Genomic DNA, 13,990 nt, shown 5'->3' with positions numbered 1-13,990 from the left:
GGCGTAACTTACGCTACCGTAGGTCCCCGCGGCCGTCAGCGCCAGTGGGGACACTCAACCGACAGTGGGTTTGAGGTCTCCCAGGGGTGGCGTCCACTCCCCCGCACCGGCCGTGACCTGCTCACCGGAGCGGATGTCCTTCACCTCGTCCGGCGCTCCGTCGGCACCGGGGAACCAGACGTACGGGATGCCGCGCCGCTCGGCGTAGCGGATCTGCTTGCCGAACTTCGCCGCGCTCGGCGACACCTCGGTCGGCACCCCGCGCCGCCGCAGCGCCTCGGCCACCCGGTTGCTGGCAGTGCGGTGCTCCTCGCTGGTCACCGCGACGAGCACGGCGGTCGGCACCTCCCGCGAGACCGACAGCTCCCCCGCCCCGAAGAGCAGCCCGAGCAGCCGGGTCACGCCGATCGAGATCCCCACCCCCGGGTACGAGACGGCGCCGGCGCTGGCCAGGTTGTCGTACCGGCCGCCGGAGCAGATCGAGCCGAAGCGCTCGTAGCCGCGCAGTTGGGTCTCGTAGACGGTGCCCGTGTAGTAATCCAGCCCACGGGCGATGCGCAGGTCCGCCACGCAGAGGCCGGGCGAGTGCTCCGCGGCGGTGTCCACCACCCGGACCAGTTCCTCGATGCCCTCGTCGAGCAGCGGGTCGCTCACCCCGAGCGCCCGGACGGCGTCGGCGAACGAGGCGTCCGGGGCGGAGATCTCGGCCAACGCCAGGCACGCCTTGGCCTGCGCCTCGCTCGCCCCGGCGGTCTGGGCCAGCAGCTCGGCCACCTTCGCCGGGCCGATCTTGTCGAGCTTGTCGACGGCCCGCAGCGCCGCCTCCGGGTCGGTCAGCCCGATGCCCCGGTAGAAGCCCTCGCAGATCTTGCGGTTGTTGACCTGGATCGTCACCGGTGGGATCGGCAACGAGCGCAGTGCGTCCCCGATGACCAGCGGCATCTCCGCCTCGTGGTGCGCGGCCAGGGTGTCCCGGTCGACGATGTCGATGTCGGCCTGGACGAACTCCCGGTAACGGCCCTCCTGCGGCCGCTCGCCCCGCCACACCTTCTGGATCTGGTAGCGGCGGAACGGGAAGCTCAGCTTGCCGGCGTTCTCCAACACGTACCGGGCGAACGGCACTGTCAGGTCGAAGTGCAGGCCGAGCTGGTCGTCACCACCGGCACCCTCGGCGTCGGCGTGCAGCCGCCGGATCACGTAGACCTCCTTCGAGGTCTCGCCCTTGCGCAGCAGCTGGTCCAGCGGCTCCACGGCGCGGGTCTCCAACGGCGCGAAGCCGTACAGCTCGAAGGTGGCCCGGATCTTGTCGAGCACGAACTGCTCGATCATCCGCTGGCCGGGGGTCCACTCCGGGAAGCCGGAGATGGGCGTGGGCTTGCTCATCGGCGTACTCCTTGCGGTTCCGCGCCGGTGGCGCGGTGGTGTCGTGGGTCCGCGCGCGGCGCGGACAGAAGATCTAGAGGCCCCGGGTGGGAGCGGCCGGCGACGTGCCAGCCACCTCGATGAGGTACGGGTTGCTGGCGCGCTCGCGGCCGATGGTGGTGCTGGGGCCGTGGCCGGGCAGCACGACGGTGTCGTCGGCCAGCGGAAGAATCTTGTCGCGCAGGCTGGTGAGCATGGCCGGCATGCTCCCGCCCGGCAGGTCGGTGCGGCCGATCGACCCGGCGAAGAGGACGTCACCGGAGAGGCACAACTCGTCAGCCTCCCAGCTCGACCCGGCGCCCGGCAGTCGGAACAGCACCGACCCGCCGGTATGGCCCGGGGCATGGTCGACGGCGATCTCCAGGCCGGCGAGCGTGAGGGTGGCGCCGTCGGTCAACTCCGCCACGTCCTCCGGCTCGGTGTAGCTCAACCGGCCGCCGAAGAGCGACGTCAGGTCCGTCGAGAGGCCCTTGGACGGGTCGGCCAGCATCTCCCGGTCACCGGGGTGCACGTACGCGCTGATGCCGCGCGCGCCGCAGACCGGCGCTACCGAGAAGGTGTGGTCGAGGTGGCCGTGGGTGAGCAGCACGGCGGCCGGATGCAGGCGGTGCTCGGCGAGCAGCGCGTCGAGCTGGTCGAGCACCCCGATGCCGGGGTCGACCACCACGCACTGCTCCCCCGGCGCGGTGGCAACCACGTAGCAGTTGGTGCCGAAGGCGTCCGCGGGAAAGCCGGCCACGAGCACGGGCGCTGTCCTTTCCGTCGAGCAGCTGTCGTCCTGCACAGCAGCCTAACGGGCGCGCCGAGCGAGTTTGCCGCGTCCGTCCCACGGGTCCCGCAGGGCACAGTGACAACCTCCGATAAGCGCTGCTCGGGACGGGGTGGACCTCGTACACCACATTCTCAGTGACTAGCCGTACACTCTGGCGGGCGTGTGGCGCGGCACACGTGACGCCCGGACGGGCCGGGGCGACCGGCCGCCGGCGACGACCAGGTAGAGGAAAGGGGAGCACGGGTGGCTTCCAGCAGGGACCGGCAGCGCAAACTGGCGCGGGCCAAGCTCGACCGGCAGTTGGCTCGCCGGGCCGCCTCGACGCGGCGCCGACGGCAGATCCAGGCCGGAGTTGGCGCCGCTCTGATCCTCGTGTTGGTAGTGGCCGGCTCAGCCTGGGCGCTCGGGGCGTTCGACTCCGACCCGAAGCAGAACACGGCCGCGGAGGACACCTGCCTCTGGACGCCGCAGGACGCGACGGCAAACACCAACCTCAAGGACGTCGGCACGCCGGCCACCAAGGATCTGCCCACCGACGGCACCCGGGCGATGACGGTGACCACCAACCAGGGCGCGCCGATCACCACGGAACTGAACCTGACCAACTCCCCGTGCGCGGCGGCGAGCATCGCCCACCTGGCGAGCCGGTCGTTCTACGACAACACCAAGTGCCACGAGATCACCGCCGAGGGCGCGCTGCGCTGCGGCGACCCCAGCGGCACGGGTCTCGGTGGGCCGACCTACTCGTTCTACGACGAGGAGTTGCCGACCGTTCCGTCGGCGTCGCCGTCGGCCAGTCCGGCCCCCGGCCAGCCGCCGACGTACCCGAAGGGCACGGTGACGATGGTCTCCAACCCGCCGGGCAGCAACGGCAGCCAGTTCCTGATCTTCTTCAAGGACTTCACCACCGCCGACCCGAAGTACCCGGTCATCGGCCGGGTGACCGGCGGGCTGGACGTGGTGGAGAAGATCGGCGCCCTCCCGACCGTGGACAATGGGACCGGGGCGAAGATCAAGCCCAGCACCGATGTGACGATCCAGAGCCTCACGGTCGGTGAGCCGGTCACCGGTGCGGCACCGGCTCCCTCGGCCTCCGGCACCCCGGCCAGCAGCCCGAGCGCCGGCTGACCGGACGCCACCACCCACCCAAGCGGCACCCAGCAGCAGACAGCCAGGAGGATCCAGGCGTGACGTCCACCAGAGAGCGGCAGCGCGCGGCGGCACGCGCCCGGCTCGAGAAGGAGATGGCCGAGCGCGCGGCCAAGGCCCGCAAGCGCCGGCAGACGACGGCTATCGTCAGCGCGGCTGCCGCGCTGGTGCTCGTGGTCGCCGGCACCGTCTGGCTGGCGGTGAGCCTCGGCGGCGACGACGACGACAAGAGCGACACCGCCGCGCCGGCGGCGGGCGCGGCCGAGTGCGTGTACAACGCGGTGCCCACCGAGCAGCGGCCCCCACAGATCAAGGACGTGGGGTCACCGAGCAACCAGCAGTCCGCCAAGGGCGTCCAGACCATGACGATCGACACCAACCTCGGTCCGATCACGGCCAAGGTCGACAGGTCGCTGGTGCCGTGCACGGCGGGCAGCTTCACCCACCTCGCGGAGAAGAACTTCTTCGACAACAGCAAGTGCCACCGCTTGGTGACCGAGGGCATCAAGGTGTTGCAGTGCGGTGACCCCAGCGCCACCGGCAACGGCTGGCGCCCCACCGACGGCCAGGGCGGCCCGAGCTACCGCCTGCCCGAGGAGAACCTGCCCACCGACAAGCGCCCGCCGTACCCGGAGGGTGTCATCGCGATGGCCAACTCCGGCCAGCCGGGCAGCACCGGCAGCCAGTTCTTCATCGTCTACGGCGACTCTCCGCTGGACCCGGCGTACACGGTGCTGGGCACCATCACCGGCGGCCTGGACCTGGTCAAGGACGTGGCCAAGGCCGGCGACGACGGGGCGTTCGCCCAGCAGGCCGGCGGCGGCCACCCGAAGAAGGAGGTCATCATCAAGGACCTCACGATGAGCAACCCGCAGGGCTGACCCCCCGCGCGCACGACGAAGCGCCCGCCGGCTGAGCCGGCGGGCGCTGTCGCGTTCTCGGGGTACGCGTCGAGCCGCGGAACTGACCCGGTGGGGCGTCAGGCCCCGGAGGTGACCCGGTAGGCGTCGAAGACGCCGTCGACCTTGCGAACAGTGGCCAGCAGGTGGCCGAGGTGCTTCGGGTCGGCCATCTCGAAGCTGAACCGGCTCACCGCCACCCGGTCACGGGTGGTGGTGACCGTGGCGGAGAGGATGTTGACCCGCTCGTCGGAGAGCACCCGGGTGACGTCGGCCAGCAGCTTGTGCCGGTCCAGGGCCTCGACCTGGATGGCGACCAGGAACGTCGAGGCGGAGGTGAGCTTCCAACTCACCTCGACGACCCGCTCGCTCTGCGCGCGCAGGTCCTCGGCGTTGGCGCAGTCATCGCGGTGCACGCTCACCCCGCCGGAGCGGGTGACGAAGCCGAAAACCGAGTCCGGTGGGACCGGTGTGCAGCAGCGGGCCAGCTTGATCCAGACGTCGCTGACGCCCCGGACCACCACGCCCGGGTCGCTGCTGCTCTGCCGGCTGCGCGGCGGTCGGGTGGCGACGGCGGTCTCGGCGATGTCCTCCGCCGCGCCCTCCTCGCCGCCGTACGCGGCCATCAGCTTCTGCACCACCGACTGGGCGGAGACCTGGCTGTCGCCGACCGCCGCGTAGAGCGAGGCCACGTCGGCCAGGTGCAGGTCGCGGGCGATCGACATCAGCGCGTCGGAGGTGAGCATCCGCTGCAGGGGCATGCCCTGCTTGCGCATCGCCTTGACGATCGCGTCCTTGCCGGCCTCGATCGCCTCCTCGCGCCGCTCCTTGTTGAAGTACTGCCGGATCTTCGTCCGGGCGCGCGGGCTCTTGACGAAGCCCAGCCAGTCCTGTGTCGGGCCGGCCGTCTCGGACTTCGACGTGAAGATCTCGATCACGTCGCCGTTGGACAGCGTCGACTCCAGGGGCACCAGCTTGCCGTTGACCCGCGCCCCGATGCACTTGTGCCCCACCTCGGTGTGCACCGCGTACGCGAAGTCCACAGGTGTCGACCCGGTCGGCAGCGGGATGACGTCACCCTTCGGGGTGAAGACGTACACCTCCTGGCTGGACAGGTCGAAGCGCAGCGCGTCCAGGAACTCGCTCGGGTCGGCCGCCTCACGCTGCCAGTCGAGCAACTGCCGCAGCCAGGTCATCTCGTCGATGTGCGCGGGCGGGCCGACGATCTGGGTGCCCTTGTGCTCCTTGTACTTCCAGTGCGCGGCGATGCCGAACTCCGCGGTGCGGTGCATCGCGTACGTGCGGATCTGCATCTCCACCGGCTTGCCGGTGGGCCCGATGACAGTCGTGTGCAACGACTGGTACATGTTGAACTTGGGCATCGCGATGTAGTCCTTGAACCGGCCCGGCACCGGCTGCCAGTTGGCGTGGATGACCCCCAGCGCCGCGTAGCAGTCCCGAACCGTGTCGACCAGGATCCGCACACCGACCAGGTCGTAGATGTCGTTGAAGTCGCGACCCCGCACGATCATCTTCTGGTAGATCGAGTAGAGGTGCTTCGGCCGCCCGGTGGTCTCCGCCTTGATCTTGGCGGCCTTCAGGTCGGTCTGCACCTTCTGCGTCACCTGCCGCAGCAACGCCTCGCGCTGCGGCTGGTGCTCCCCGATCAGCCGGTTGATCTCCTCATAGCGCTTCGGGAAGAGCGTGCCGAAGGACAGGTCCTCCAGCTCCCACTTGATCGTGTTCATACCGAGCCGGTGCGCCAACGGCGCCAGGATCTCCAGCGTCTCCTTGGCCTTCTGCTCCTGCTTGGGGCGGGGCAGGAAGGTCAGGGTGCGCATGTTGTGCAACCGGTCGGCCAGCTTGATCACCAGCACCCGCGGGTCCTTGGCCATGGCCACGACCATCTTGCGGATCGTCTCGGCCTTGGCCGCGTCGCCCAGCTTGACCTTGTCGAGCTTGGTGACGCCGTCGACCAGCAGGGCGACCTCGCCACCGAAGTCGGCGCGCATCTGGTCGAGGGTGTACTCGGTGTCCTCGATGGTGTCGTGCAGCAGCGCGGCGACCAGCGTTGTGGTGTCCATCCCCAGGTTGCCGAGGATCGTCGCCACGGCCAAGGGGTGGGTGATGTAGGGGTCACCGGACTTGCGGTACTGCCCGGAGTGCCATCGCGCGGCCGTGTCGAACGCGCGCTGGAGCAGCCGGGCGTCCGCCTTGGGGTGGTTGTCCCGGTGGCTGGCGATGAGCGGTTCCAGCACCTCGCTGACCTGGGAGGTCTGCCAGGGCGCGTTGAACCGGGCCAGCCGGGCCCGGACCCGTCGACCGGTGGGCGCGTTGGACAGCCCGAAGCCACCGCTGGGCGACGGGTCGACGCCGGCGTCGGTCGGGAACGGCACCACGACGCCATCGGCGCCGGGGGACGCCTCGACGCTCGGCGGGCCACTGGTCGGCAGCACCGCGCTCTCGCCGGGAGCCCGGCCGGAGCCGTTGCCGGTGCCCGTCACCCGGGCCGGCGCGTCGCCTGTCCGGTCGGTCACCGAGCCGTCAGCGTCGCCTGTCGGGTGCACCGTGCCCTCCGCCGGAGGGACGACATCGTGGGACACCGGCCTCCTCACCGCTCGCCGGAAACACGCCGGCCGAAGATCGGCCGACCTGGTCTCGCTCGCCGGACGGGATACCGCCGGCGTCAGCAAAGGGCAATGCTACCCGCACGGACGGTCCCCTGCCGCTCCGCCGGACGGTCGGCGCCGGGTCCATCCGACGGGTCCGGGATCAAACGGTCAGCAGAGTATCGACCGGCTCAAACGGTCAACAGGGCGTGGACGGGACGCGGCGCCAGTCGCTCGCGCCCACCCAGGAAGCCGAGCTCCAGCAGCACAGTGAAGCCGCTGACGGTGCCGCCGGCCCGCTCGACCAGGTCCAGCGTCGCCTCGGCGGTGCCACCGGTAGCCAGCACGTCGTCGACCACCAGCACCCGGTGCCCGGCGGTGAAGGCGTCCTCGTGCACTTCGAGGGTGGCCTCGCCGTACTCCAGCTCGTAGGAGACCGAGTGCGCCGGGCGGGGCAGCTTGCCGGCCTTACGTACCGGCACCACGCCCACCCCTGTCGCGTACGCGATGGCCGCCGCCACGACGAAGCCGCGCGCCTCGATGCCGACCACCACGTCGAAGGCGTCCCGCCCGTGGTACGCGACGATCCCGTCGATCACCTCGCGGAAGACCTTGCCGTCGGCGAACAGTGGCATCAGGTCCTTGAACATGACGCCGGGCTTGGGGAAGTCGGGCACGTCCAGCACCCGACTGGCGACCAGTCGGGCGACCTCCGGGCCACTGTCCCCGCGCGCTGCGGTGCTGTGGGTCTCCGTCACGGCTGTTTCGCTCTCCTTCGACGACGAACGGCGTCCGGCAACAGCATGCCGGACGCCGTTCGGGTGTTTCCTGTCGGGTCAGCGCCGCTTGGCGCCACCCGGCCGGTTGCCGCCGCCACCCGGACGACCGCCCCGGGCGCCGGTGGGCCGCTTGCCCGCCGGCCGAGCGCCCACCTTGGGGGCGGCACCGGCCAGCGCGGCGGCGTCCTGATCGACCGGCTCGTCGGTCGCGTCGGCCTGGGCCACCGGGCTCGCGGCAGCGCCCTTACCGGTGACCTCGCCGCGGCCGACAGCGCCCCGCCGGGTCAGGACGCGCTTGTTGTGCGCCTGGATCCGCGGGTCGTAGTTCTTCAACAGCGCCAGCAGCGGGGTGGCCACCAGGATGGAGGTCAGGAACGCCACCGCCATACCGACGAACAGCACCAGACCGAGGTCCTTCAGCGTGCCGGCGCCGAGCAGGCCGGCACCGATGAAGAGCAGACCACCGACCGGCAGCAGGGCGACCACCGAGGTGTTCAACGACCGCATCAGGCTCTGGTTGATGGCCAGGTTGGACGCCTCGGCGTACGTCTGGTTGTTGTTGGCGGTGATGCCTCGGGTGTTCTCCTGGACCTTGTCGAAGACCACCACCACGTCGTAGAGCGCGAAGCCCAGGATGGTGAGGAAGCCGATGATCGTCGACGGGGTGACCTCGAAGCCGACAAGCGAGTAGATGCCGGCGGTGAGGATCAGGTTGGTGATCAGCGAGGCGACAGCGGCCACTGCCATCCGCCACTCGAAGCGCAGGATCAGGTAGACCATCACCAGCGCGATGAAGATGACCAGACCGAGTACGGCACGCTCGGTCACCTGGCTGCCCCAGGCCTCACTGACCTGGTTGTCGCTGATCTGGTCGGCGCTGATGCCGAGGTCCTCGGCGATCTGGGCCTTGACAGCGGTGGCCTGCTCGGCGGTGAGCTGCGGCGTGCGCAGCTCGTAGGAGTCGCCGCCCGGGCCGCCGACCTTCTGCGTCGTGGCCACCTCAACGCCGGTGTTCGCGGCGGCGAGGGCCGAGTTGACCTCCCGCTCGGCGTCGTCGAGGGTGCCGACGCTGGCCGGCACCTGGAACGAGTTACCGCCGGCGAACTCGATGCCCAGGCTGAACCCACGGATCGAGAAGCTGAGGATCGCGATCAGGACCAGGACGCCGGCGACGCCGAACCAGAGTTTGCGCCGACCGACGATGTTGAGACCGGCTTCGCCGTTGTAGAGGCGGCTCGCCAGACCGTTTTCAGCCATCTCAGGCCTCCTTGGCGCGCGGGTTGCGGGGCTGAGTCGGCTGGTTGCGGGCCGGCAGTGCCCGGCCCAGACCGCTGACCCGCGGGGACAGGAACGCCTGGGTCCGGGCGAACATCGTCATGATCGGGTGCCGGAAGAGGAAGACCACGACCAGGTCCAGCACTGTGGCCAGGCCCAGCGCGAACGCGAAGCCCTTTACCGTTCCGACCGAGACCACGTAGAGCACCACAGCGGAGAGCAGGGTGATCGCGTTGGCCGAGATGATCGTCCGACGGGCCCGGATCCAGGCCCGGGGCACCGCGCTACGCGGGCTGCGCCCCTCCCGGATCTCGTCTTTCAGTCGTTCGAAGTAGATGACGAACGAGTCCGCCGCCACACCGAGCGAGACGATCATTCCGGCGATGCCGGCGAGGGTGAGCGTGAAGCCGATCTGCCGGCCGAGCACCACCAGCGCGCCGAAGACCAGCAGCGCGGAGAGGATGAGGCTCAGGAAGATCACCGAGCCGAGCAGCCGGTAGTAGAAGAACGCGTAGATGATGACCAGCAGCATGCCGATGCCGGCCGCGAGCAGACCCGCGCGCAGGTGGCTGGCACCCAGCGTGGCGGTGACGTTCTGCGCCTCCTGCTGCTCGAACGTCACCGGCAGCGCGCCGTAGCGGAGCTGACCGGCGAGGGTGCTGGCGTCCTTCTGGGTGAAGGTGCCGGTGATCTGGGAGTTGCCGGTCAGCACGCCCTGGATCTCCGGGGAGGAGACGATCTTGTTGTCCAGTACGACGGCCACCCGGCACTTGCCGTCCTGGCCCAGCGCTGTCGCGTCGCAGGCCTGGCCCTCGTTGTTGAACGCCTCACGGGTCAGCGAGGTCCACTTGCCCTGGCCGTCGCCGGTGAAGTCCAGGCTGACCACCCAGGCGTTGGTCTGGTCGAGCACCGCGTCGGCGTCGGACACGTCGGTGCCCTCGACCTTGGCCTGGTCGAGCAGATACTTGGATGCGCCGTCCTCGCAGGAGACCACCTGCTGCTTCGGGTCGGAGATCGACGCCGGGGGGCGCTGGTCGAGCTGCGTGCAGCCGATCGTCGGCACGTTGAACTGCATCTGCGCCGGCAGCACCGCGACTTCCTGCGGAGACAGCGTGCCGAACGGCTTGAGCTTCTCGGCCAGCGACGGGTCGGCGGTCAGGTCGGCCGGGGCCTGCAACCCGTTGGCGGCCTGCCACGCGGCGGCGCCGACCTTCTGCTCGATGGCCTTGCGCTGCTCCTCGACGCTGGCCGGCACCGGCTCGGCGCTGGCGCTGGGCGCGGCGGCGCTCGGCGAGGCCGTGGCGGACGCGGAGGGGGTCGGCGTGGCGCTGGGCGACGCCGGGGCCATGCCGCCCTGACCGCCGCTGGGCGACGAGGTCACCTTCGGCGAGGCGCTGCCCGTCGGGGTCGGGGTCGCGCTGCCGGTCGGGGTCGCGCTGCCGGTCGGGGCGGCGCTACCGGACGGGGCCGGCGTGGCGGCGGGCGGCACGGCGGCCGTCCCACTGCCGTCGGCGCCCTTGAGCACCTTGCGGAAGCGCAGCTCAGCCGCTTCGCCCACGTCGTCCAGGTTCCGGTTCTCACCGGGCAGGGAGATGACGATGTTGCGGTTGCCCTCGGTGACCACCTCGGCCTCGGCCACGCCGAACGCGTTGACCCGGCTCTCGATGATCTCGCGGGCCTCCTCGAGGTTCTCCGCCGTCGGGGGCTTGCCGTCGACGCTGTTGGTCGCCTCCAGCGTCACCCGCGTGCCGCCGATGAGGTCCAGGCCGAGCTTGGGCTCGAGCCGGTCCTTCCAGCTGCCGCTGGCGCCGGCGAAGAACACCAAAAGATAGAGGACCACGAAGATGAACCCGAGCACGGCGAGCTGCCGCCCGGGGCGCATCTGTCCCTGAGGTGGTGCCACGGCTGTCCTGTCTCCCTGTACGGTCGCGCCGCTGTCGCAGCGGCGGCGGTGTCGGGCCGGGGGTCCCGCCCGACGGGTCTGCCTTGAGCCGACGGAATGCCGACACGAGGACCGGGCACCCCGGCGCGGAACGCCGACGGTCACGGGAACGTGCCGACGCCCGGCGTCGACCCAACTATCCAGTTTTCACGTCTCGCCCGCTGCCCCGTTCGGGCGCGACGACCCGGAAGCCGGCCGACCGGCCGTACGCCGCAATCGCCGCTCCCGAGGGGAGGGGTCAGTCCTTGACGGTGTCCGCGTCCTCGGTGACCGGCTCGCTCGGCAGCTCCGCGCGGGTGACCACCCGTGCGATGGCCGGGCGGGCGTACCGGGTCTGCACGCCCGGGGCGACCTCGATCAGGACGGTGTCGTCCTCGATGCCGGTGACAGTGCCGTAGAGCCCGCCGATGGTCACGACCTCGTCGCCGGGGCCGAGGTTGGACTGCATCGCCTCCGCCTCTTTGCGGCGCTTCTGCTGGGGCCGGATCATCATGAAGTACATGACACCGAAGAGCAGGGCGATCATCAGGATCGGCGTGATACCGCCGGCCCCGCCACCCGCTGCTGCCAATTGCACGGTTACTGACCTTCCCATTGGCCACCTGCCCGGCACCGGGGTGCCGGAGCGGAGGCGGATTCTCACGTCCTGTACAGACCGCGGCGAAGTCTAAACCCTGCACCTGGGAACGCCGAATGCGGCACAGATCACGTTCACATCACGGCTGATCGACATCCAAGGAGAACAAGTCGGGCACAGGTGGACTATCCACACCAAATGTACCATTCGGCGGCGTGCGCCCCAGATGCCGCCAAGCGGCCTCAGTCGCCACCCGACCCCTGGGCGTACGGGCCAACAGCCCGGCCCGCACCAGGAACGGCTCGCAGACCTCCTCGACAGTGTCCGGCTGCTCCCCCACCGCCACGGCGAGGGTGGACAACCCGACCGGACCGCCTCGGAACGAGTCGACCAACGCGGTCAACACCGCCCGGTCCAACCGGTCCAGGCCGAGCGCGTCCACGTCGTACACGATCAGGGCCGCGCGGGCGGTGTCGAGATCGACCACCCCGTCCGCCCGAACCTCGGCGTAGTCGCGGACCCGGCGCAGCAGCCGGTTCGCGATCCGCGGCGTGCCCCGGGACCGACCGGCGATCTCGGTAGCGCCCTCCGGAGTGATCGGCACGCCCAGGATCCGCGCCGAACGGTGCAGCAGCGTCTCCAGATCCGCCGGGGCGTAGAAGTCGAGGTGCGCCACGAAGCCGAACCGGTCCCGCATCGGCCCGGTCAACAGGCCCGAGCGGGTCGTCGCGCCGACCAGGGTGAACGGCTCGACGTCCAGCGGGATCGCCGTCGCGCCGGGCCCCTTGCCCACCACCACGTCGACCCGGAAGTCCTCCATCGCGCTGTACAGCAGTTCCTCGGCCGGCCGCGCGATCCGATGGATCTCGTCGATGAAGAGCACGTCGCCCTCGGCGAGGCTGGTCAGGATCGCCGCCAGATCACCGGAACGCTCGATCGCCGGGCCGCTGGTCACGCGGATGCCCGCGCCCAACTCGGCGGCGACGATGTTGGCCAGACTCGTCTTGCCCAACCCGGGTGGGCCGGAGAGCAGGATGTGATCCGGCGGCGACCCCCGCCGCATGGCGCCCTGCAACAACAGGTCGAGCTGGTCGCGTACCCGGTCCTGGGCGATGAACTCGGCCAGCCGCTTCGGCCGTACCGTGGCCTCCGCGTCCCGATCGGCGTCGCTGACGTACGCCGAGACGAGCCCCTCGGTCTCGCTCATCGTGCCACCTTCATTCGCGACTGCGGGGCTCGCAAACCCGGCTCACTCCTCGCGCTCATCGCACGGTCCGGGCGGTCATCGCGTGCGGCCCAGCAGTCGGATGGCCTGCTTGAGCAGGACCGGCACCGGCGGTGTCTCACCCTCGATCGACTCCGCGACCGCGGCCACCGCCTGATCGGCCTGCCCGGCCGTCCAACCCAGCCCCACCAACGCCTGCCGGACCTGGTCGGGCCAGCTGCCGCGGGTCACCCCGGCCGCCCCGTCGGCGCCGATCGGCACCGGCCCGATGCGGTCACGTAGCTCCAGCACCAGGCGTTCCGCGCCCTTCTTACCGATCCCGGGTACGCGGGTCAGGGCGGCCGTGTCGGCGTTGGCGATCGCCTTGCGCACCGCGTCCGGGGTGTGCACCGCCAGCACCGCCTGGGCCAGTCGCGGGCCGACCCCACTGGCGGTCTGGAGCAGCTCGAACAGCGACTTGGCGTCGTCGTCGGCGAAGCCGTAGAGGGTCAGCGAGTCTTCCCGCACGATCAAGCTGGTGGCGAGCCGGGCGACCTGGCCGACCCGCAGCTCCGCGAGGGTCCCCGGGGCGCAGTGCACGGCGAGCCCGACCCCGCCGACCTCGATCACGGCCTGGTCCGGACCCGTCGCGGTCACCGTGCCGCGCACGCTGGCGATCATCGTGCTCCTCCTCGTCGTGCCCGGTCGGCAGCGGCGGCGATCTTGGACCGGGTCCCGCCGCGCCACACGTGGCAGATGGCCAGGGCCAGCGCGTCGGCGGCGTCCGCCGGCTTCGGCGGCTCGGCCAGCCGCAACAGCCGGGTCACCATGGCCGTCATCTGCGCCTTGTCGGCCTGACCGGACCCGGTCACAGCGGCCTTCACCTCGCTCGGGGTGTACGTCTGCACGGGCAGCCCAGCCCGCGCCCCGGCCAGCACGGCGATGCCACTGGCCTGCGCGGTGCCCATCACGGTACGAACGTTGTGCTGGCTGAACACCCGCTCGACGGCAACGCTCTCCGGTTGATGCTCGGCGACCAGCTTGTTCAGCGACCGGTCCAGGTGCAACAGGCGCAACGCCAGGTCGTCGGCCGGGTCGGTGTAGACCACGTAGTAGGCGACCAGGGTGCAGGGCCGGCCGGGCACACCCTCGACCACGCCCACTCCACACCGGGTCAACCCCGGGTCCACACCGAGCACGCGCACGCCGCTCCCTCCCCAGCCGTCAGCAGTACGTGTGTTCGACACCCTAACCGGCGCCCTTCCCACCAGCCCCACGGGACACGCCCTCCGCACCCCCGGCGCCCCGCCGCCCCGCCGCGCCCCGCCGCGCCCCGCCGCCCCGCCGCGCCCCGCCGCCCCG

Annotated in this window: 12 protein-coding genes; 2 read left to right on the top strand and 10 right to left on the bottom strand. The window is 70.8% G+C overall.

From position 1 onward, the window contains the following. Nucleotides 1–54 precede the first annotated feature (54 nt). Nucleotides 55–1,383: a histidine--tRNA ligase gene (gene hisS, locus AB0C19_RS32950; RefSeq protein ID WP_266303014.1), complete on the bottom strand. Its 1,329-nt coding sequence runs from the start codon at nt 1,381–1,383 to the stop codon at nt 55–57. A 73-nt stretch (nt 1,384–1,456) separates the two neighbouring features. After that, entirely contained in the window at nt 1,457–2,167 is a 711-nt protein-coding gene (locus AB0C19_RS32945) for an MBL fold metallo-hydrolase (RefSeq protein WP_357191739.1), read from the bottom strand. 270 nt (nt 2,168–2,437) lie between these two features. On the opposite strand from AB0C19_RS32945, the gene AB0C19_RS32940 reads away from it, so the two are divergent. Both AB0C19_RS32940 and AB0C19_RS32935 read left to right on the top strand, forming a co-directional pair. Then, complete coding sequence (locus AB0C19_RS32940; RefSeq protein ID WP_357191737.1) at nt 2,438–3,322, top strand: peptidylprolyl isomerase; 885 nt, start codon at nt 2,438–2,440, stop codon at nt 3,320–3,322. A gap of 59 nt (nt 3,323–3,381) precedes the next feature. Then, the gene (locus tag AB0C19_RS32935; protein WP_357191735.1) at nt 3,382–4,224 is read left to right on the top strand and encodes a peptidylprolyl isomerase; all 843 of its coding nucleotides are present in this window, start codon (nt 3,382–3,384) and stop codon (nt 4,222–4,224) included. A 98-nt stretch (nt 4,225–4,322) separates the two neighbouring features. Here the strand turns inward: AB0C19_RS32935 and AB0C19_RS32930 are convergent, their stop codons facing one another. The 8 genes from AB0C19_RS32930 to ruvC all read right to left on the bottom strand — a co-directional run bounded on the left by AB0C19_RS32930 (nt 4,323) and on the right by ruvC (nt 13,833). Further along, nucleotides 4,323–6,845 carry a bifunctional (p)ppGpp synthetase/guanosine-3',5'-bis(diphosphate) 3'-pyrophosphohydrolase gene (locus AB0C19_RS32930; protein ID WP_357191732.1) on the bottom strand — a complete coding sequence of 841 codons (2,523 nt, stop codon included), beginning with the start codon at nt 6,843–6,845 and terminating at the stop codon, nt 4,323–4,325. Nucleotides 6,846–7,042: 197 nt separating this feature from the next. Next, on the bottom strand, nt 7,043–7,609 hold the full coding sequence (locus AB0C19_RS32925) for an adenine phosphoribosyltransferase (RefSeq protein ID WP_238669209.1): 567 nt from the start codon (nt 7,607–7,609) through the stop codon (nt 7,043–7,045). A gap of 78 nt (nt 7,610–7,687) precedes the next feature. Next, nucleotides 7,688–8,887: a protein translocase subunit SecF gene (gene secF, locus AB0C19_RS32920; RefSeq protein ID WP_357191729.1), complete on the bottom strand. Its 1,200-nt coding sequence runs from the start codon at nt 8,885–8,887 to the stop codon at nt 7,688–7,690. A 1-nt stretch (nt 8,888) separates the two neighbouring features. Then, the gene (gene secD, locus AB0C19_RS32915) at nt 8,889–10,808 is read right to left on the bottom strand and encodes a protein translocase subunit SecD (RefSeq protein ID WP_357191726.1); all 1,920 of its coding nucleotides are present in this window, start codon (nt 10,806–10,808) and stop codon (nt 8,889–8,891) included. Nucleotides 10,809–11,085: 277 nt separating this feature from the next. Further along, nucleotides 11,086–11,442 (bottom strand): preprotein translocase subunit YajC, encoded by a 357-nt coding sequence (yajC, locus tag AB0C19_RS32910; RefSeq protein ID WP_238683004.1) that lies wholly within the window; start codon nt 11,440–11,442, stop codon nt 11,086–11,088. A 121-nt stretch (nt 11,443–11,563) separates the two neighbouring features. Then, a complete protein-coding gene (ruvB, locus tag AB0C19_RS32905) occupies nt 11,564–12,631 on the bottom strand; it encodes a Holliday junction branch migration DNA helicase RuvB (protein WP_357191722.1) in 1,068 nt (355 codons plus the stop codon). A gap of 75 nt (nt 12,632–12,706) precedes the next feature. Further along, a complete protein-coding gene (gene ruvA, locus AB0C19_RS32900) occupies nt 12,707–13,309 on the bottom strand; it encodes a Holliday junction branch migration protein RuvA (RefSeq protein WP_210784947.1) in 603 nt (200 codons plus the stop codon). Continuing rightward, a complete protein-coding gene (gene ruvC, locus AB0C19_RS32895) occupies nt 13,306–13,833 on the bottom strand; it encodes a crossover junction endodeoxyribonuclease RuvC (protein ID WP_091401816.1) in 528 nt (175 codons plus the stop codon). The genes ruvA and ruvC overlap by 4 nt, the downstream gene beginning before the upstream one ends. Nucleotides 13,834–13,990 lie beyond the last annotated feature (157 nt).

Origin of the sequence: Micromonospora sp. NPDC048842, assembly GCF_040649935.1 — a bacterium.
Taxonomy (GTDB): domain Bacteria; phylum Actinomycetota; class Actinomycetes; order Mycobacteriales; family Micromonosporaceae; genus Micromonospora; species Micromonospora hortensis.
Note: the sequence above shows the minus strand (reverse complement) of the source record. Positions and strands in the feature narration are given on the sequence as shown.

Coding starts and splice junctions, on each gene's coding strand:
- ruvA (WP_210784947.1), bottom strand. CDS start 13,309: ATGATCGCCAGCGTGCGCGGCACGGTGACCGCGACGGGTCCGGACCAG.
- ruvB (WP_357191722.1), bottom strand. CDS start 12,631: ATGAGCGAGACCGAGGGGCTCGTCTCGGCGTACGTCAGCGACGCCGAT.
- secF (WP_357191729.1), bottom strand. CDS start 8,887: ATGGCTGAAAACGGTCTGGCGAGCCGCCTCTACAACGGCGAAGCCGGT.
- hisS (WP_266303014.1), bottom strand. CDS start 1,383: ATGAGCAAGCCCACGCCCATCTCCGGCTTCCCGGAGTGGACCCCCGGC.
- yajC (WP_238683004.1), bottom strand. CDS start 11,442: ATGGGAAGGTCAGTAACCGTGCAATTGGCAGCAGCGGGTGGCGGGGCC.